This window comes from Streptomyces sp. BI87, assembly GCF_025957665.1.
Lineage (GTDB): Bacteria > Actinomycetota > Actinomycetes > Streptomycetales > Streptomycetaceae > Streptomyces > Streptomyces albidoflavus.
On record NZ_CP110079.1, the window covers coordinates 3,877,319 to 3,898,705 of the forward strand.

Genomic DNA, 21,387 nt, shown 5'->3' on the forward strand with positions numbered 1-21,387 from the left:
GCCTGTGGCCCTGCTGCCCGCCCGGCCCGGTGCGCCCCCGGCGGACGCCGGCGATCAGCACGTCCGGTCAGGCCGCGGAGCCCGGCCCGCGTACGGCACCGCCCAGGCCCCCGCGCCCTCCTCACCTCTCCAGGCAGGCAGTCGCGATCTCCTCCAGGGCTCGGGTGTACGCGGTGGACAGGCGGGTCAGGGTACGGGCGTCGTACTGAGCGCGGGAGTAGGACCAGGTGGTGGTCAGGTGGCCCTGCTGGACCATGGCGGCCACGTCGATGAGGTGGGGGCGGGTCTCGGTGAGGGCGTAGTCGCGGCCGGCGAGGTCGAGTTCGGTGCGGAGGAGGCCGGAGCCGGGGGTGTCGGTGGTGAGGTCGAGGCGGCCCAGGTAGTTGAAGCTGAGCTGGGGGGCGGGGGTCTCCAGGAGGGCGCGGGCGGGGGAGTCGGGGGCGCTGAGGTGGCGGAGGGCGCCGTAGCCCACGCCGTGGTCGGGGACGGTGCGCAGGTGGCGCTTGACGGCGCGGATGGTGGCGGGCCAGCCGGTGGTGGCGGGGGCCTCCAGGGCGACCGGGTGGATGGCGGTGAACCAGCCGACGGTGCCGGAGAGGTCGACGGTCTCGAAGAGGTCCTCGCGGCCGTGGCTCTCCAGGGCGACGGCCGTGCGGGGGCGGCCGGTCCAGTCGGCGAGGACCCGGGCGAGGGCGGCGAGGAGGATGTCGTTGATCTGGGTGCGGTAGTGGCCGGGGGCGAGGTTGAGCAGGGCGTGGGTGTGCTCGGCGGAGAGGGTGGTGGCGGTGCCGGTCAGTTCCGCGCCGGTGTTGGGGGCGCCGGGGTGGTCGACGGGCAGCGGTGCGGCGGCCGCCTCGCCCGCCTCCCGCCAGTGGTCGAGCTGGTCGTCGAAGCCGCCCTCGGCGACGTGCCGGGCGAGGAGTTCGGCCCACTGGCGGACCGAGGAGGTCCGCTCGCGCGGGGTGACGGGCCCGGTGCCACAGGCGGCCTGGGCGTAGGCCGCCTCCAGGTCGTCCAGGAGGATGCGCCAGGAGACGCCGTCGATGACGAGGTGGTGGGCGACCAGGCTCAGCCAGGGGGCCTGGCCGGCGCCCCGCTCGCCGTACAGGACGCGGAAGAGCGGACCCGTGTCGAGGCGGAAGCCGGACTGGGCCTCGGTGAGCAGGGTGTTCCAGACCGCCTCCTGGTCGGGGGCGGCGGTGAGGTCGTGGAGGGTGAGGACGGCGTCGGGGGAGAGTGCGGGCAGGATGCGGCCGGTCCAGCAGTCCTGACCCGCCTCCTGGGCGTAGACGGCGCGCAGCATGCCGTGGCGGTCGAGGAGGGCGCCGAGGGCGGTGCGCAGGGCGGCGGGGTCGGTGCCGGGGGCGAGGGTGAAGGACATCGTCATGTCGAAGTGGGCGGGCGCCTCAGGGTGGGTGGCGAAGAACCACTCGGCGACCGGGACCGGCGGCAGCGGGCCGGCCTCGGACTCCTCCCCGGTAGGGGCGTCGGCGGCCTGGGCGGCGTCGGCCTCGGCGGCGAGCCCGGCCACGGTCTGGCCGACGAAGACGTCCCGGGTGTACATGTGCAGGCCCGCCTGGCGGGCCCGGGAGACCACCTGGATGGAGAGGATCGAGTCGCCGCCGAGGGCGAAGAAGCTGTCGTGCACGCCGACCCGTTCGACCCCCAGCACCTCCGACCAGATCTGGCACAGGGCGCGCTCGGTCGCGGTGCGCGGGGCGACGTAGCTGGTGGCGCGGTCGCCCTCGTCGTCGGGGGCGGGCAGGGCGCGGCGGTCGGTCTTGCCGCTGGCGTTGACCGGGAGCGCGGGGAGGGGGACGAAGGCGGCGGGGAGCATGTACGCGGGCAGGGAGCCGCCCGCGAACGTGCGGAGCGTCTCGGCGTCCGGCGCCTCGGTGCCGGCGTGGGGGACCACGTAGGCGACGAGGCGGCGGCTGCCGGGGCGGTCCTCGCGGACGGTGACGGCGGCCTGGCGGACGGCGGGGTGGCGGGTGAGGGCCGCCTCGATCTCGCCGAGTTCGATCCGCAGGCCCCGGAGTTTGACCTGGTCGTCGGCGCGGCCCACGTACACCAGCTGGCCGTCGGCGCGGCGGCGGACGAGGTCGCCGGTGCGGTACAGGCGGCCGCCGCCTCCCTCCGGGTCCGCGACGAATCGGGTGGCGGTCAGGGCGGCCTGCCCGAGGTAGCCGCGGGCGAGGACGGCGCCGGCCACGTACAGCTCGCCGGGGACGCCGGCCGGGACGGGGCGGAGCCGGGCGTCGAGGACGCGCACGGCGGCGCCGGTGACCGGGAGGCCGACGGGCGGGGGAGCGTCGGCGGTGCCGGGGTCGAGCCGGCCGCTCATCGTGGCGACCACCGTGGTCTCCGTGGGGCCGTAGGCGTTGACCAGGGTGCGGCCCGGCGACCAGAGGCGGACCAGTTCGGGGCCGCACGCCTCGCCGCCGGTGAACAGCGTGGTGAGGCCCGGCATCCGGCCGGGCGGGACGCTGGCGAGGACGGTCGGCGGGATCAGGGCGTGCGTGACCCGCTCCTCCTCGACCACCCGGGCCAGCTCCTCGCCCGCCAGCGGGCCCTCGGCGGACGGCAGGACGAGGGTGCCGCCGGTGGCGAAGGCCAGCAGGAGTTCGAGGACGGAGGCGTCGAAGCCGGGCGAGGCCAGCTGGAGCACCCGGGCCGGGGCGCCGCCCCCTCCACCTCCCGCGCCGGTCAGCGAGGCGGCCAGCGAGGTCAGCCCCCGGTGCGGCACGACGACGCCCTTGGGGCGGCCGGTGGAGCCGGAGGTGTGGATGACGTACGCGGCCGAGGCGGGGGGTACGGCGATCTCCGGGGCGCCGGTGGGGAGTTCCGCCAGTTCGGCCACGACCGCAGGGTCGTCCAGGACGAGGAGGGGCGGGCCGTCGCTGCCGTGGGCCGCGGCGTGCGCGGAGTCGGTGACCAGCAGGGCGGCGCCGCAGTCGTCGAGGACGTACCGGAGCCGGTCGGCGGGCCACGCCGGGTCGACGGGGACGTGCACGCCGCCCGCCCGGGCCACGCCGAGGACGGCCGGCGCCCACGCGGCCGACCGGGGCAGCAGCACCGCCACCCGCGTCTCGGCGTCGGTGCCGCGCCCGCGCAGCAGCCGGGCCAGCCGGTCGGCGCGGGCGTCCACCTCGGCGTACGACAGTTCCGTGGTGCCCACCGAGACGGCGGGCGCGTCCGGGCGGGCCGCCGCCTGCCGGGCGAACCAGCTGCCGAGGGGCACGGGCGGCTCGGCGGCCGGGCCGGTGCCCCGGCGCAGGGCCTCGCGCGCCTCGTCGGCGGAGAGGGCCGGGACCTCGCCGAGGGGGCGGTCCGGGTCGGCGCAGACCTCCTCGACCAGGCGGGCCAGGTCGGCCGCGAGGCGGCCGGCGGTGGTGCCGTCGAACAGCTCCGGGTCGTAGGCGAGGGTGAGGCTCAGGCCGGTGCTCCCGGGGGCGTCCCCGGCGGCCGTGCCCGCGATCAGGGTGAGCGGGTAGTTGGTCGCCTCGACGGCCTCGGGCTCGCGGAGCCGGACGCCGTGCCGGGCGGCGCCCTCGGGGTCCACCGGGTAGTTCTCGAAGACCAGCAGGGTGTCGAAGAGGGCGGTGCCCGGCGGCAGTTCGGTGGCGATGTCGCGTAGCGCGACGTACTCGTGGCGGCCCGCCTCGGCGGCGTCCCGCTGGATGGTGGCGAGCCACTCGCCGACCCGCAGTCCGGGCGAGGTGTCGACGCGGACGGGCAGCGTGTTGATGAAGAGGCCCAGGATCTCCTCGGCGCCGGGCAGTTCGGCGGGGCGGCCGGAGACCGTCGCGCCGAACACCACGTCACGGGTGGACCCGTGGTGGGCGAGCAGCAGCGACCAGGCTCCCTGCACCAGGGCGTTGGGGGTGACGCGCAGGCGCCGGGCGAAGGCGGTCGCGCCGCTCCCCGCCGCCGGGGTGAGCGGGACCTCGACGCGGGCCGTGGAGCGGCCCCGGTGCGCCTGCGGTGCCGGGCGGTCGGTGGGCAGCGCCACCGGTTCGATGAAGCCGGCCAGCCGCTGCTGCCAGTAGGCGCGGCCCTCGGCGTGGTCGCGCCCGGCCAGCCAGTCGAGGTAGTCGCGGAACGGGCCGCGCGGGGCGGCGCCCGGCCCGCCGCCGGTCAGGGCCGCGTACTCGGCGACCACGTCGGTGAGCAGGGCGGCGCTGCTCCAGCCGTCCAGCAGCAGGTGGTGGAAGGTCCAGACGAGCTGGACGCGTTCCTCGTCGAGGCGGGCCAGCAGCACCCTGGAGAGCGGCGCCGCGGTGAGGTCGAGACCGCGCCGCCGCTCCTCGGCGAGGACGCCGGCGAGGGCGTTCGCGCGCTCCTCCTCGGTGCGGCCGGTCCAGTCCGCCACCTCCAGCGGCAGCACCACCTCGCGGTGGACGACCCGCACCGGCCGGCCGACGGCCTCCCAGACGACCGAGGAGCGCAGCGCGTCGGACCGCTCCACCACCCGCTGCCAGGCACGGGCCAGGGCGCCGGTGTCGCGCACCCCGTCGAGGACGCAGGTGAACTGCTCCAGGTACGCCTCGGTGCCCGGCCCGTCGAGGGTGTGGAAGAGCATACCGGCCTGGAGGGGGGTGAGCGGGCAGAGGTCGGCGACGTTCCGCCCGTCGCCCGCCAGCAGGTCCACCTCCTCCTGGCCGAGGGGGACCAGCGGGAAGTCGGCGGGCGAGCAGCCGCCCGCGCCGGGTTCGGCGCAGTGCGCGACGAACGCCTCCAGTTCGGCGAAGAAGGCGTCGGCCAGCGCGCGGACCGTCTCCTCGCGGTGCAGACCCGGTGAGTAGGTCCAGGCGAAGGTGAGGCGGCCGTCCTCGATGCCGCCGACCACGTCCAGGAGGTGGGTGCGGAGCTCCCGGCCGCTGCGGTCGCCGCCCGCGTCGGGCAGCTCGGCGGCGTACAGCCCGGCCGGGGCGGTGGCCGTTCCCTCGCCGGAGGGCGCCACCACGTCGAACTGGCCGTGGTAGTTGAAGGAGATCTGCGGTTCGGGGAGGTCCCGCAGGGCGTCGGCGGCGGTGCCGGGCGCGCCGAGGTGGCGCAGGGCGCCGTGGCCGATCCCCCGGTCGGGGACGGCCCGGAGCTGCTCCTTGACCGCCGTCACCGACTCCTTCCACCCCCCGCCCGCCGGCAGGGCCGGGGCGAACGGGTAGAGCGAGGTGAACCAGCCCACGGTGCGGGTCAGGTCGACGTCGGCGAAGAGTTCCTCACGGCCGTGGCCCTCCAGGGCGACGGCCACCCGGTCCTGTCCGGTCCAGCCGCGCAGGGCGCGGGCCAGCGCGGTCAGGAGCACCTCGTCGGTGCGGGTGCGGTAGACGGCGGGGACACGGCGGAGCAGGGCGGTGGTCCGCTCGGCGCTCAGGGAGCCGAGCAGGGTCCGCTCCTCGCCGACGGTGCGGGAGCCGCCGGGGGTGTCCACCGGCAGCTCGGTCGTGGCGCCCTCCAGCGCCGTACGCCAGTAGGCGGCCTGCGCGTCGAAGCCGCCGGCCGCCACGTGGGCCGCGAGCCGGTCGGCCCACTGGGCGACGGAGGTGGTCTTCGGGCCCAGGTCGACCGCCTGCCCGGCGGCCAGCTGCCGGCAGGCGGTCTCCAGGTCGGCGAGGACCACTCGCCACGAGACGCCGTCGACCACGAGGTGGTGGGCGGTGAACTGGGCCCGCAGCGGCTGCCCGTCCCCGGCCACGCCGATCAGGACCCGGAACAGCGGCCCGCCGAGGGCGATCCCGGCCGGGACGGCGGCCGCCCGCTCCCGCCAGGCGGTTTCCATGGCCTCGGCGTCCTGGGCGCCGCTCAGGTCGTACGTCTCCAGGACGGCGTCCAGGTCGGCGTCCGGGAGGATCGTCGCGGTGACGGGGCCATCTGGGCCGGGTGCGGTGAAGACGGTGCGCAAGGCGTCGTGGTGGGCGAGGACGGCGGCGACGGCCGAGCGCAGGTGGCCGAGGGCGGTCCCGGCGCGCAGCTCGAACGCCATCGACATGGCGAAGTGGTCCGGGGCCGCCGGGTGGTGGGCGAAGAACCACTCGCGGATCGGGGTGGTGGCGACCGGTCCGGTCACCGTGGACTGCTGGGCCGTCACCCGCGTCGCCGCCTCCGCGCCGGACGGCCGGGCGACGGCGGCCAGGGCGGCGACGGTCTGGCGGGCGAAGACGTCCCGCGAGGAGAGGTCGAACCCGGCCCGGCGGGCCTTGGCCACCAGCTGGATGGAGAGGATCGAGTCGCCGCCCAGGTCGAAGAAGTTGTCGTGCGCGCCGACCCGTTCCACGCCCAGCACCTCGGCCCAGATCCCCGCGAGGACCGCTTCCGCGCCCGGCCGGGGTGCGGTGTACGTGCCGTCGGGGGCGGCGTCCGGAGCGGGCAGCGCCGCCCGGTCGGTCTTGCCGTGGGCGTTGAGCGGCAGCCGGTCCAGCACCACGAAAGCCGAGGGGACCATGTACTCCGGCAGCGCCGCCGCCGCGTGCTCCCGCAGCGCCGCCGCGTCGGCCGCGCCGGGCGTCACCGGCACGACGTACGCCACCAGCCGCGTCGTACCGGCGGCGGAGCCGGCCGGGCGGGCGTCCACCACGACCTGCGCCACCGAGGCGTGGCGCGCGAGCACGTTCTCGATCTCGCGGGGCTCGACCCGGAAGCCGCGCACCTTCAGCTGGTCGTCGCGGCGGGCCAGGTACTCCAGTGCGCCGTCGGCGCGGCGGCGCACCACGTCACCGGTCCGGTACAGGCGCCCGCCGCTGCCGAAGGGGTCGGCGACGAAGGCGCCCGAGGTGAGCCCGGGCCGGTCCAGGTAGCCGCGCGCCAGCCCGCTGCCGGCCACGTACAGCTCACCCGGCACCCCCGTCGGCACCGGCCGCAGCCAGGCGTCCAGAACGTACGTTTCGGCGGCGGTCACCGGGGTGCCGATGGGCGGCGTGCCGGGGCCGGGGACGAGCGGGGCGCTCATGGTGGCGCAGACGGAGGTCTCGGTCGGGCCGTAGGCGTTGACCAGGGTGCGGCCCGGCGCGTACCGCTGCACCGTCTCCGGCGGGCACGCCTCGCCGGCCACCACCAGCACCGGCGGCAGGACGGCCGGGTCGAGCGCGGCCACCAGGGCGGGCGGCAGGGTCGCGTGGGTGACCCCGGTGGCCGCGACGACGGGGCCGAGCCTGCCGCCCCAGTCGGTGGTGGCCGCGCCCGGCTCCGGGGGGTCGACGACCAGGGCCGCGCCGGTCAGCAGCGCCATCGACAGCTCCCACCAGGAGGCGTCGAAACCGGGCGAGGCGAACTGGAGGACCCGGGAGCCCGGACCGGCGCCGAGCCGGGCCGCCTGGGTGGCGGCGAGCGCGGAGAGCCCGGCGTGGGTGACGGTCACGCCCTTGGGGCGGCCGGTCGAGCCGGAGGTGTAGATGACGTACGCCCCAGCGGTGAGCGGGACTTCGGGCAGCGGGGGCAGGCCGGCAGCGGGTACCGAGGGGGTCTCGGCGGTGTCCGGCGCGTCGTCGAGGAGGAGAAGGGAGAGGCCGGGCTCCTCCGGGAGGCGGCCGGCCTCGCGGAGCTTTCGGGCCTGTTCCCGGTGGGTGAGCAGGAGGCGGGCCCCGCAGTCGGCGAGGACGTAGCCGGTGCGGTCGGCCGGGTAGGACGGGTCGACCGGGACGAAGGCCGCGCCCGCCTTGAGCACCGCGAGGACCGAGACGACCTGGTCGGGCGAGCGGGGCAGCAGCAGCGCCACCCGCTCCTCGGGGCCGGCGCCCGCCCGGACCAGGCGGCGGGCGAGGCGGTCGGCCCGCTCGTCCAGCTCGCGGTAGGTGAGGGTGGTGCCGTCGGTGTGGATCAGGGCGGGCGCGTCCGGGGCGGCCGCGACCCGGCGGGCGAAGAGGGCGGGGGCGCTGAGCGGCGGCACCTCGGGGCGCGGCGCGGGGGCGGCCGGGGCCGCCGGCTCGTCGGGCAGGGCGGGCAGCGCCAGCAGCGGGGTGCCGGGCGCGGTGAGGACGGCCTCGGCCAGCCGCAGCCACCAGCGGGAGAGCCGGTTCACGGTGGCCGCGTCGAAGAGGCCGGTGTGGTACTCGACGCCCGCCAGCAGCGCGCCGCCCTCCTCGCGGAAGCCGAAGGTGAGGTCGAACTGGGCGGTGTCCCGCGCCACCTCGACCGGGGCCACCTCCAGCCCCGGCAGGGCGAGCGGCTCCTCGTCCGGGGTGTTCTGGAGGCTCACCATCGCCTGCACCAGCGGGGTGCGGCTGGTGTCACGGTCCGGGGCGAGCCGGTCCACCAGGAGGCTGAACGGCACGCTCTGGTGGGCGAAGGCGTCCAGTACGTTCCCGCGCACCCCGGCGAGCAGCCCGGTGAACGGCAGCCGCTCGTCGACCTGAGACCGCAGCACCAGGGTGTTGACGAAGAAGCCGACCAGCCCTTCGAGTTCGGCCCGGTCGCGACCGGAGACGGCGGTGCCCACGGCCACGTCCCGCTGCCCCGTCCACCGGGAGAGCAGCAGCTGGGTGACGGCGGTCAGCACCATGAACAGGCTCGCGCCCTCGCTCCGTCCGGCCGCGGCGAGGCGGGCCGCGAGGGCGTCGGGGACCTCGAAGGTGTGCAGGGCTCCCTCGCTGGTCCGGACGGCGGGGCGGGGCCGGTCGGTGGGCAGCGCCAGCGGCTCCAGCCCGGCGAGCGCCCCGGCCCAGTACGCGATCTCGTCCTCGGCCACCGAGCGGCCCCGCTGCCAGGCGGCGTAGTCCGGGTACTGGAGGGGCAGGGCGGGCAGCGCCGCGTCCCGGCCCTCGACGGCGGCGGTGTAGAGGGCGCCCAGTTCGCGGGTGAGGACGCCCATGGACCAGCCGTCGGTGACGATGTGGTGCAGCGCGAGCACGAGCACGTGTTCCCGCGCGGACCGGCGCAGCAGCAGCACCCGCAGCAGCGGCCCGGTCCGCAGGTCGAAGGGCCGGGCCGCCTCCTGGCGCACCGCCTCGGCGAGCCGCGCGGTACCGTCCTCGCCCGCGTCCACCTCGGCGGTGCGGAACTCCACCGGCTGCCCGGCCTCGTGCACCACCTGGACGCCGCGGCCCTCGACGGAGCCGAAGGTGGTGCGCAGCGCCTCGTGCCGGGCGACCAGGGCGGCGAAGGCGGCGCGGAGCGCGCCGGTGTCGAGCGGGCCGGTCAGCCGCAGGGCCTCCACCACGTTGTACTCGACGGTGGAACCGGCGAACTCCTCCAGGAACCACAGGCGTTCCTGGGCGAAGGAGAGCGGCAGGTCGCCGTCGCGCGGGGCCGGGGTGATGGCGCCCGCGTCGGTACCGGCGGCCTCGGCCACGGTGGCGGCGAGCCCGGCGACGGTCGGCTGCTCGAAGAGGGCGCGCGGGGACAGTTCCACCGCACAGGCCGCCCGGATGCGCGAGACGACCTGGAGGCTGGTGATGGAGTCGCCGCCGAGGGAGAAGAAGTTGTCGTGGACGCCGACGCGTTCGGCGCCGAGGACCTCGGCCCAGATGGCGGCGAGGGTCTCTTCGATGGGGGTGGCGGGCGCGGTGTACGCGGTACCCGTGGTGAGGTGCGGGTCGGGCAGCGCGCGGTGGTCGATCTTGCCGTTGGCGGTCAGCGGGATCGTCTCGACCGGTACGAAGGCGCTCGGCACCAGGTAGTCGGGGAGCGTCGCGGCGAGGTGGGAGCGCAACTCCGCCTCGGGAAGCGGGCGCCCGGTGACGACGTAGGCCACGAGGTGGCGCCCGCCGGAGGGGAGGGGGCGGGCCAGGACGCAGGCGCGGGTGACCTCGGGGTGGGTCAGGAGGACCGTCTCGGTCTCGGCGGGTTCGATGCGGTGGCCGCGGATCTTGACCTGGGTGTCGGTGCGGCCGAGGAAGTGGAGGCGGCCGTCGGGGTGGCGGGTGACGAGGTCGCCGGTGCGGTAGAGGCGGGCTCCGGGGTGGTGCGGGTCGGGGATGAAGCGGCTCGCGGTGAGGGCGGGTTGGCTGTCGTAGCCGCGGGCGAGGCCGGTGCCGCCGAGGTAGAGCTCGCCGGGGACGCCTGCGGGGACCGGGGCCAGGGAGGTGTCCAGGACGTAGGCCTGGGTGTTGTCCATGGGCAGGCCGAGCGGGACCGGGCCGTGTGCGGTGTCGGCCGGGGTCAGGGGGCCGCTGATGGCGAAGGTGGTTGTCTCGGTGGGCCCGTAGACGTGCACCACGGTCAGGTCCGGGTTGGTGGCCTGGACGCGGGCCATGGCGGTCGGGGAGGCGGCTTCGCCGCCGGTCCAGACTTCCTGGAGGCCGGTGAAGCAGCCGGGGTCCTCCTCGGCGAGGAGGTCGAAGAGGGCTTTGGTGAGGAAGAGGGAGCTGACGCCCTCGGTGACCGCCCGGCGGACGGAGCGGGCGGTGATGTCCTCCTGGGCGACGGTGAGGGTGTGGCCGTTGAGGAGGGCGGCCCAGATCTCGTAGGTGGCGGCGTCGAAGGAGTGGGGGGAGTGGAAGAGGAGGTGGTGGTGGGCGCCGTTGTGCCAGCGGGAGTCTGCGGCGAGCGCGGTGATGTCGGCGTGGGTGATCGCGACGCCCTTGGGCTTGCCCGTGGAACCCGAGGTGTACATGACGTAGGCGAGGCCGTCGGGGTGGACCGTGGCCGGGGTCCGGCCGGACGACGTAGGTGCGGTGTGCACCGGGAGCGCGGGGACGCCGGCGACGGAGGGCAGGTCGCGGTCGGTGAGAACCAGTTCCGTGCGGCTGCGGGTGAGGAGGTCGCGGGTGCGCTCCTCGGGGTTGGCGGTGTGGAGGGGGACGTACGTGCCGCCCGCCTTCAGGACGGCGAGCAGGGCGACGACCAGGTCCGCCGAACGCTCCAGGAGCAGGCCCACCCGGGACTCGGCGGTGACACCCCGTTCGGCGAGAGCGCGGGCCAGGCGGTCGGCGCGCTCGTCCAGCTCCGCGTACGTCAGCCGTCCTGAAGGTGAGAGGAGGGCGAGGGCGTCGGGGTTCTCCGCCACCCGGGCCGCGAAGGCGGCCGGGACCGACAGGGACGGGGTACCGGTCGCCCTGCCCTCGGCGGCTGTCAGGGCCTCGGCCTGCTCGGCGGGGCCGAGCATCGGCACCTCGCGCAGGGGGCGCTCGGGGTCGCCGGTGGCGAGCCGCGTGGCCAGCTCCAGCCAGTGCGCGGCCAGCCGCGCCACTGTGGCGGCCTCGTACAAGTCGGTGCTGTACGAGACGACGGCGAAGAGCCCGTCGTCGGGCCTCGGCTCGAACTCGACGTTCAGGTCGAAGGGGGCCGTCTCCACCGGCGGCAGCGTCTCCTCGACCAGCAGCCCGGGCAGCGCGAACGAGTCCCGGGGCGCGTTCTGGAGCGTGACGGCGGCCTGCACCAGCGGGGTGCGGCTCGGGTCGCGGTCGGGGGCCAGCTCCTCCACCAGGCGGCTGAACGGCACCTCCTGGTGGGCGAAGGCGGCCAGCGTGGTCCCGCGCACCTGGTCGAGCAGGGCACCGAAACCGGCCGCCTCGTCGATCCGGGAGCGCAGTACCAGCGTGTTGACGAAGAAGCCGACGAGCCCTTCGAGTTCGGTGCGGTCACGGCCCGAGACGGCGGTCCCCACCGCCAGGTCGCGCTGTCCGCTGTGCCGGGCCAGCACCAGCTGGGTGACGGCGGTCAGCGCCATCGACAGGGTCGCGCCCCGCCGTCGCGCCGCCTCTCCGAGGGCCACGGCCACCTCACGCGGCACCGGGAAGGAGTGCAGGGCGCCGCGCCCGCTGCGGACCGCCGGGCGGGGCCGGTCGGTGGGCAGCTCCAGTACCGGGAGGCCATCCAACTGGCCGCGCCAGTAGGTGAGATGCGGTTCCAGTGCCATGTCGGTGAGGCGGTCGCGCTGCCAGGCCGCGTAGTCCGGGTAGTGCGCCGGGAGCGCGGGCAGCGCCGGTTCGGTGCCGCGTACGGCACAGGCGTACAGCTCGCTCAGCTCGCGGGCGACGATCCCCATCGACCAGCCGTCGGTGACGATGTGGTGGAGGGTGAGCATCAGCGTGGCGCCGTCCGGGGAGGCGCCGGGGGCGTCGCGGACCAGCAGGACGCGGATCAGCGGGCCGGTGCGCAGGTCGAACGGCCGGATCGCCTCGGCGCGCAGGGCGGCGCGGGCCTCCTCGCCGGAGCCGGGCTCCGCCACGCGCACCGGAACCTCCAGGTGGGCGTGGACCGTCTGCGTGCCACGGCCGTCCACCGGGGCGAAGGTGGTGCGCAGCGCCTCGTGACGGGTGACCAGGCCCGCGACCGCCGTGCGCAGCGCCGGCAGGTCGAGGGCGCCGGTCAGCCGGAGCGTCGTCACCACGTTGTACTCGCCGGAGCCGGGCGCGAACTCGTCGAGGAACCACAGGCGTTCCTGCGCGAAGGAGAGCGGCAGCGCACCGTCGCGGGGTGCCCGGGGCACCGGGCCGCCGGAGCCGGGACCGTTCCCGGCCGGGGCCGCGTCGACGGCCGCCGCGAGGGAGGCGACGGTCGGGTGGTCGAAGAGCGTCCTCGGGGAGAGGTCCGCCCCCAGCCGCGTCCGCAGCCGCGAGACCACCTTCAGCCCCGCGATGGAGTCCCCGCCCAGCGTGAAGAAGTCCTGGTGCGCGCCGACCCGCTCGGCCCCGAGCACCTCGGCCCAGACCTCCGCCACCACGGTCTGCGTCCCGGGCAGCGGCGCGGTGTACTCCGCGCCCTCCTCGTCCCGGCCGCCGTCCGCGTCGCCGGGCGCGGGCAGCGCCCGCCGGTCGACCTTGCCGTTGACGGTCAGCGGCAGCGCCGCCAGCTCGACCAGGTCCGAGGGGACCATGTACGCGGGCAGCCGCCCGGCCAGGTCGGCCCGGACGGCCGGCACGTCCAGCGCCGCACCTCCCGCCGGGACCACGTACGCCACCAGCCGCTGCGACCCGGAGCGGCTCTCCCGGGCCGCCACCGCGACCCCGCCGACGTCGGCGCGGGCCCGCAGCGCCGCTTCGATCTCGCCCAGTTCGACGCGGTGGCCGCGGATCTTCACCTGGCCGTCACCGCGGCCGAGGAAGGCGAGGCGGCCGTCGGGACCCCGCCGCACCACGTCCCCCGAGCGGTACAGCCGCTGGCCCGAGCCGAAGGGGTCGGCCACGAACCGGGACGAGGTCAGCGCGGACTGCCCGTCGTAGCCGCGGGCCAGCCCCGGACCGCCCAGGTACAGCTCACCCGGGACACCGACGCCGACCGGGCGCAGCGCGCCGTCCAGCACGTAGGCCAGCGTCTCGTCCATGGGGCGGCCGAGGGGGACGGGGCGGGGGCGGGCGGTGTCGTCGGGAGTGACGGGGCCGCAGAGGGCGAAGGTGGTGGCCTCGGTCGGGCCGTAGACGTGGACGAGTTCCGTCCCCGGGCAGTGCGCGGCCATCCGCGCCATCGCGGGGGCGGAGGCGGCCTCACCGCCGGTCCACACTTCGCGCAGCCCCGCGAAGCAGGCCGGGTCCTCCTCGGCCAGCGCGCCGAAGAGCGCCGTGGTCAGGAAGACCGCCGTCACCCCGCGACCGGCCGCGCGCCGCACCACCGGCGCCGACAGGTCCTCCTCGGCCACCTCCACGCAGCCGCCGTTCAGCAGCGGCACCCACACCTCGTAGGTGGCGGCGTCGAAGGAGTGCGGCGAGTGGAACAGCACGTGCCGGTGGGCGCCCGACTCCCAGCGCCGGTCGGCCGCGAGACAGACCACGGCCCGGTGGGTGACGGTGACGCCCTTCGGCGTGCCGGTCGACCCGGAGGTGGACATGACGTACGCCGGCTCGTCGGCCGGGACCGCCCGCGCCGGGGTGCCCGCGCCCGCCCCGGCGGGGTCGCTCGCCCGCCGGGTGGCGTCCGCGAGCCGCAGCACGCCGACCCCGGCCGGGAGGTGCGGGGCGTCGGCGTCGGCGAGCAGGAGCTGGGCCCCGGCGCTGCCGAGGATCTGCTCCATCCGCTCCACCGGGTGGGCCGCGTGCAGCGGGACGTAGGCCGCGCCCGTCTTCAGCACCGCCAGCATCGCCACCACCACGTCGGGCGAGCGGCGCAGCAGCAGCCCCACCCGGGCCCCGGCTCCGGCCCCGCGCCGGCGCAGCGCCGCCGCGACCCGGTCCGAGCGGGCGTCCAGTTCGCGGTAGGTGAAGGTGAGGGCGCCGCAGCGGACGGCGGGCGCGTCCGGCGTCGCGGCCACCCGCAGGGCGAACGCCTCGGGCACCGAGGAGTCCGCGGTCGCCCCGCCCAGGCCGCCGCTCCACTCGCCCAGCACCCGCTCGCGCTCGGCCCCGGCCAGCAGCGGAAGCGCCGCCAGGCTCCCCTCGCCGGTGTCCTCGGCGAGGGCGGTGAGGGCCCGCAGGAAACCGTCAGTGAGCCGCTCGGCGGTGTCGGTGTCGAACAGCGCCGGGTCGTAACCGACGGTCAGCTCGTAGGTGGCGGAGGGGCGGACGGTCAGGGTCAGCGGGTAGTTGGTGGACTCGACCGCGTCCAGCTCGCGGACCGTCACCCCGTGACCGGCGGCCTCGCCCGTGGCCACCGGGTAGTTCTCGACCACCAGCAGGCTCTCGAAGAGCGCGGCCGGGGCGGGCACGTCGGCGGGGATCTCGTGCAGCGGCACGTGGGCGTACTCGTCGGCCCCTGCCTGCGCCTCGCCGATCCGCCGCAGCCACGGCCCGACCGGCTCGCCGGGCAGGGCGGTGACCCGCACGGGCACGGTGTTGATGAAGAGGCCCACCGTCGACTCGGCGCCCGGCAGCCCGGCGGGCCGCCCCGAGACCGTCGTCCCGAAGACCACGTCCCGCGTACCGGCGTGCGCGGCCAGCGTCAGCGCCCAGGCGGCCTGCGCCATCGTGCCGGGCGTCACCCGGTGGCGGCGGGCGGCGGCGGTGACGGCCGCCGAGGCGTCCGCGCCGAGCCGGGTGGCGAACCGTCCGGTGGACCCGGTGCGGTGCGCCTCACCCGGGGCGCGGTCGTAGGGCAGCGCGGTCGGCCCGGCGAACCCGGCGAGCCGGTCCCGCCAGAACGCCCGGCCCGCCGCCCGGTCCCGTCCGGCCAGCCACACCAGGTGGTCGCGGAAGGCGCCGCGCACGGGGAGCCGCGCCGGCTCCCCGCCCCGGGCGGCGGCGTACGCGGCCACCACGTCGGCGACGACGGCCGCGCTGCTCCACCCGTCGAGCAGCAGATGGTGGAAGGTCCACACCACCCGCACCCGTCCGCCCGGCAGCGCCGCCAGCGCGACCCGGGTCAGCGGGCCGTCCCCGGCCAGCTCCATCCCGGCGGCCCGGTCCTCGGCGAGCAGCGCGGTCAGCAGCGCCGCGCACTCGGCCTCCGTACGGTCACTCCAGTCCAGCCGCGCCACCGGGACCCGCACCTCCCGGTGGACCACCTGCACCGGCTCGGGCAGTCCGGCCCAGGTGAGCGAGACCCGCAGCGCGTCCGAGGCGTTGACCACCCGCCGCCACGCCCCGGCCAGGGCGTCCAGGTCGTCCGCCCCGTCCAGCACGAAGGTGAACTGCTCCAGGTAGGAGCCCTGTTCCGGGTCGTTCAGGGCGTGGAAGAGCATCCCCGCCTGCAGGGGCGTCAGCGGGTACACGTCCGCCACCTCACGCGGCCCGCGCCCCTCGCCGTCGCCCAGGGTGATCCGGTCCACCTCGTCCTGGGTGAGCCGCACCAGGGGGAAGTCGGAGGGGGTGCAGCGGCCCGCGCCGGGCCGGGCGCAGTGCGCGAGGAGCCCGCGCAGCTCGGTCGCGTAGCGCTCGGCCAGCGCCGCCACCGTCGCCCGCTCGTGCAGCGTCCCGGAGTACGCCCAGGTGAAGGTCAGCCGCCCGTCCTGGACGGCGCCGACCACCTCCAGGACGTGGCCGCGCCGCTCGCCCGGGTCGTGCTCGCCGCCCGGGTTGAGCACGAGGGAGCGGGCCCAGCCGGCGTCGTCGGCCGTGCCGAAGTGGCCGAGGTAGTTGAAGGCCAGTTCGGGGGTGGGCGACGCGGCGAGCGCGCGGGCCCGGTCCCCGGCGGGGCCCGGCTCGGCGGCCCGCAGGTACCGCAGCGCGCCGTACCCCACGCCCTGCCCGGGGACCGACCGCAGCCGCTCCTTGACGGCGGGCAGCAGCTCCCGCCAGTCGCCGTCCTCCGGGGCGGCGGGGAGGTCGAGGGTGACGGGGTGCAGGGAGGTGAACCAGCCGACGGTGCGGGTCAGGTCGACATCCTCGAACAGCTCCGCGCGGCCGTGCGCCTCCAGGTGCACGGCCAGCCGGCCGCCGCCGGCCCACGGGCCGAGCGTCCGGGCGAGCGCGGCCAGCAGGACGTCGTTGGGCCGGGTGCGGTAGACGGACGGGACGGCGTGCAGCAGCGCCTCGGTCTCCTCGGCGGTGAGGCCCACCGAGACGGAACGCTCGCTGCCGACGGTGTTCGCCCCGCCTGGCAGGTCCACCGGGAGCCGGGTGGCCGTGTCCGCCAGCACCCCTTCCCAGTACGGGAGTTCCCCATCGAAGTTCCCCGCCGTGGTGTGCGTGGCCAGCCGCTCGGCCCACTGCCGGACCGAGGTGCCCTTGGGGCCGTACGCGGGCTCGGCGCCCTCCGCGATCCGCCGGTACGCCGACTCCAGGTCCTCCAGGAGCACCCGCCAGGAGACGCCGTCCATCACCAGGTGGTGGGCGGCGATCAGGACCTGCGGGGGCGCGTCGGGCCCGGCGGTCCGCACCAGGACGCGGACGAGCGGCCCCTGGGCCAGGTCCAGCCCGGCCTGGACCCGGGCGGTCAGCGTCGCCCAGGCGGCGTCCCCCTCGTCCGGGACCGGGGTGAAGACCTCGTCCACGTCGAGGGTGGCGGCGATCCGCCCGGCCCAACTGCCGTCGGCGGCCCGGGTGAAGGTGGAGCGCAGCGCGTCGTGCCGCTCCAGCACGGCGGCCACCGCGGCCCGCAGGACGGCGAGGTCCGTACCGGCGGGGAGCAGGAACCCGGCGCCCATGTGGAAGTGGTGCGGCGCGGCGGGGTGGGTGGCGAAGAACCACTCGCGGATCGGCGTCGTGGCGACCTCGCCGCTCACCACGCCCTGCTCCGCGAGAGACCGCGGCTCCGTGGCGGCCTCGCCGGTCCGGGCGGCGAGGGCGGCGACGGTCGGGTTGAGGAAGACGTCGCGGGAGGTGAGGGCGAGCCCGGCGCGGCGGGCGCGGGAGACCACCTGGAGGCTGATGATCGAGTCGCCGCCGAGGTCGAAGAAGTTGTCGCGGGAGCCGACCTGTTCGCGCCCCAGCACCTCCGCCCAGATGCCGGCGAGCAGCTGTTCGGTCTCCGTGCGGGGCGCGGTGTACGCGGTGGTGCCGGCGGTGAAGTGGGGAGCGGGCAGGGCGGTCCGGTCGAGCTTGCCGGCGGCGTTGAGCGGCAGCGCGTCCAGCGTCACGAAGGCCGCCGGGACCATGTGGCCGGGAAGGGCCCCGGCCAGGTGCGCCCGGACCCCGGCCGCGTCTGGGGCGGCTCCCCCCGCGGGGACCAGGTAGGCGGCGAGGTACTTGGTGCCGGGGGTGTCCTCGCGGAGGACGACGGCGGCCCGGGCGATCCCCGGGTGCCCGGTGAGGACGGTCTCGATCTCGCCGGTCTCCACGCGGTGGCCGCGGATCTTGATCTGCTGGTCGTTGCGGCCGGCGTACTCCAGGGTGCCGTCGGGGCGGCGCCGGACGAGGTCGCCGGTGCGGTAGAGCCGCTGTCCCGGGTGGTACGGGTGGGCGACGAAGCGGGCGGCCGTCAGGCCGGGCTGACCGTGGTAGCCGCGGGCCAGGCTGCCCGCCAGGTACAGCTCGCCGCGGACGCCGTCCGGGACCGGGTTGAGCGTCGCGTCCAGGACGTAGGCGCTCTTGCCCGCCAGGGCGCGGCCGATGGGGACGGTGGCGCCCTCCGGGGCCGGGCCCGTGTCGGAGAACCAGCCGGTGGCGTAGACGGTGGCCTCGGTGGGGCCGTAGATGTTGGCGACGGTGGCGCCGGGCAGAGTGCGCCGCGCCGTGTGGAGGAGCGAGGCCGGGAACGCCTCGCCCGCGAGGACGAGGAGTTTCGGGCGCAGGCGCGTCGTGGGGTCGTCCAGGACGGCGGCGACCGCGGAGGGGACGGCGGAGATCAGCGTGCCGTCCCAGGCCGGCCGGTCGGTGAGGCTGAGGATGTCGTGCGCGATCTCCAGCGTGCCGCCCGCCGCCAGGGTGCCGAAGAGTTCGAAGACGGAGACGTCGAAGTTGAGGCTGGTGGAGAAGAAGGTGTGGCGGAAGGTCTCCTCGCCCAGCGTCGTCGCCCAGGCGATCAGGCGGCTCATGGCCTGGTGGGGGACGACCACACCCTTGGGCCTGCCGGTCGAGCCGGAGGTGTGGATGACGTACGCCGCGTTGGCCGGGGCGAGGGGCGGGGACGGCACCGGGCTGTCGTCGGCCGTCAGGGCCCCGGCGACGACGGCCGCGTCCACGGTGAGGTGGACGCCGCTCTCCTGCCGCATGTGGCGGAGGCGGTCGGCCGGGTACTCCGGGTCGAGCGGGACGTAGGCCGCACCGGTCTTGAGGACGGCGAGGGCGGCGATCACGAGGTCCGGGGTACGCGGCAGCGAGATGCCGATCCGGCGTTCCGGTCCGGCGCCCAGGGCCAGCAGGTGCCGGGCGAGCTGGTCGGAGCGGCGGCCCAGCTCCGCGTACGGGACGGAAGCGTCCCCGTGCCGGAGCGCGATCGCCTCCGGGGCCGCCGCGACGCGCTCGGCGACCAGCTCCACGACCGTGCGGAAGGGGGCGCCCTCCGTCTCCGCGGCCTCGGACGGCGGGAGCAGGGCGGCGCGTTCGGCGGCGTCCTGCAGGGTGAGGCGGGCCAGCGGCAGCGCGGGCGTGCGCGCCGCCTGCCCGGCGAGGGTCAGCCAGTGGCGGCCGAGCCGCTCCACGGTGGCGGCGTCGAAGAGGTCGGAGTTGTACTCCACCTCGGCCGTGAGCCGCCCGTCGGGCTCCGTGAAGAACTCCCACAGCAGGTCGAACCGGGAGGAGGCCCGGGGCACCGGCTGCCGGCGGGCCGGGCGGCCCGCGAAGTCGGGAGCGATGTCCAGGGAGTTCTGGAGCACCAGCAGGGCCTGCACGAGCGGGGTACGGCTCGGGTCGCGGTCGGCGCCCACCGCCTCCACCACCCGGTCGAACGGGGCCTCCTGGTGGGCGAAGGCGTCCAGCACCGTGGCGCGGACCTGCCGCAGGAAGCCGTCGAACGGCAGCTGCCCCGGTACCTGCTGCCGCAGCACCAAGGTGTTGACGAAGAACCCGGCCAGCTCCTCCACTTCGGGCCGCTCGCGCCCGGCGACCACCGTGCCGAGCGCGATGTCCCGCTGCCCGGTGTGCCGGGAGAGCAGCAGCTGGGTGACGGCGGTCAGCGCCATGAAGAGGCTGGCGCCGCCCTCCCGGGCCACCGTGGTGAGCCGGGCCGCCAGCTCCGCCGGGACCTCGAAGGTGTGCAGGGCGCCGGCCGTGGTGCGGACGGCCGGGCGGGGCCGGTCGGTGGGCAGGTCCAGGGGCTCGGTTCCGGCCAGCTTCTCGCGCCAGTAGGCGAGCTGGCCGTCGAAGGCGTCGCCGGCCACCCGGTCGCGCTGCCAGGCGGCGAAGTCCGCGTACCGCACGGGCAGCGGCGGGAGCGGGGCCCGCTCGCCGCGTACCGCAGCCGTGTACAGGGTGCTCAGCTCGCGCGTGATGATCCCCATCGACCAGCCGTCGGTGACGATGTGGTGCACCGTCAGGGCCAGCACGGTCGCCGCCTGCCGGGGGAGTCGCACCACCAGGACGCGTGCGGGCGGCCCGGTGCGCAGATCGAACGGGGTGGCCTGCTCCGCCGCCAGCACCTGGCGCAGCTCCTCCTCGCCGTCCGCGTCGACCGCGCGCAGCGGCAGCGGAAGCGCGGGGTGCACGGTCTGCCCGCCCTCGGTGAAGGTGGTGCGCAGCGGCTCGTGCCGCGCGGCGAGGCCGTCCAGCGCGCCGCGCAGCGCCGTCAGGTCCAGCCCGCCCGCGACGCGCAGCGCGAGGCCGGTGTTGTACTCGACGCCGCCCGGCGCGAACGTGTCCAGGAACCAGAGCCGTTCCTGCCCCGGCGAGAGCGGCAGCGGCCCTCCGTCGCGGGTCGCGGCCGGGATCTCCCCGCCCGGGGCCGCCGCCGTGCCCGTGGTCTCCCGGGTCAGCACGGCCGCCAGCCGGGCCGGGGTCGGGTGGTCGAAGAGGGTACGGGCGGGCAGGTCGACGGCGAGCGTGCGGCGCAGCCGTGACAGCGCCTTCAGAGCGGTGACCGAGTCCCCGCCCAGGGCGAAGAAGTCGTCGTCGGCGCCGGCCCGTTCGACCCCGAGGAGGCCGGCCCACAGCTCGCACAGGGCGCGCTCGGTGTCGTTGCGCGGCGCGCGGTACGGGGACTCGGCGGTGGCCGGGCCCGGGGCGGGCAGCGCGCGCTGGTCGATCTTGCCGTTGGGGGTCAGCGGCAGCGTGTCGAGGGTGACGAAGGCGGCCGGGACCATGTACTCCGGAAGCGTCCGGGCGAGCCGGTCGCGCAGCGCCGACGGGTCCTGCGGGGCGGCGGCCACCAGGTAGGCGACGAGGCGCCGGACGCCGGGGCGGTCCTCGCGGGCGACGACGCAGGCGCGGGTGACGGCCGGGTCGGCGAGGAGGGCGGTCTCGATCTCGGCGGGTTCGATGCGGTGACCGCGGATCTTGACCTGGGTGTCGGTGCGGCCGAGGAAGTCGATCCGGCCGTCCGGGCGGCGGCGGACCAGGTCACCGGTACGGTACAGCCGCTCGCCGGGCCTCTCGGGGTCGGGCACGAACCGCGTCGCGGTGAGGTCGGGCCGGCCGTCGTAGCCGCGGGCGAGGCCGGTGCCGCCGAGGTACAGCTCGCCCGCGGTGCCCACCGGTACCGGGGCGAGGGCGGTGTCGAGGATGTGGGCGGCGGTGCCGTCCATCGCGGAGCCCAGGGGGACCGGGGTGTCGCGGGTGTCGGCCGGGGTGAGGGGGCCGCAGACGGCGAAGGTGGTCGTCTCGGTGGGGCCGTAGACGTGGACCAGGGTGAGCTCCGGCACGGCCTGCTGGACGCGGGCCATCGCGGCGGGGGAGGCGGCCTCGCCGCCGGTCCAGACCTCGCGCAGGCCCGAGAAGCAGCCCGGGTCCTCCTCCGCGAGGAGGTCGAAGAGGGCCTTGGTGAGGAAGACGGCCGTCACCCCGCCCGCCACGGCCCGGCGCAGCACGGGCGGGCTGATCTCCTCCTCGGCGACGGTGACCGTGCCGCCGCGCAGCAGCGGCACCCAGATCTCGTACGTCGCCGCGTCGAAGGAGTGCGGGGAGTGGAAGAGGACATGGGTGTGGGCGCCGCCGCGCCAGCGGGTGTCGGAGGCCAGCGCGGTGACGGCGGCGTGGGGGACGGCCACCCCCTTGGGGACGCCGGTCGAGCCCGAGGTGAACATGACGTACGCGAGCGCGTCCGGGAGAG

The 21,387-nt window shown here is 76.6% G+C and carries 1 protein-coding gene; it reads right to left on the reverse strand.

Features of this window, described 5'->3' with window-relative positions; translation table 11 throughout:
- Positions 1-121: 121 nt before the first annotated feature.
- Positions 122-21,361 carry a non-ribosomal peptide synthase/polyketide synthase gene (locus OIM89_RS17190; RefSeq protein WP_264491403.1) on the reverse strand — a complete coding sequence of 7,080 codons (21,240 nt, stop codon included), beginning with the start codon at positions 21,359-21,361 and terminating at the stop codon, positions 122-124.
- Between the last annotated feature and the right edge of the window lie 26 nt (positions 21,362-21,387).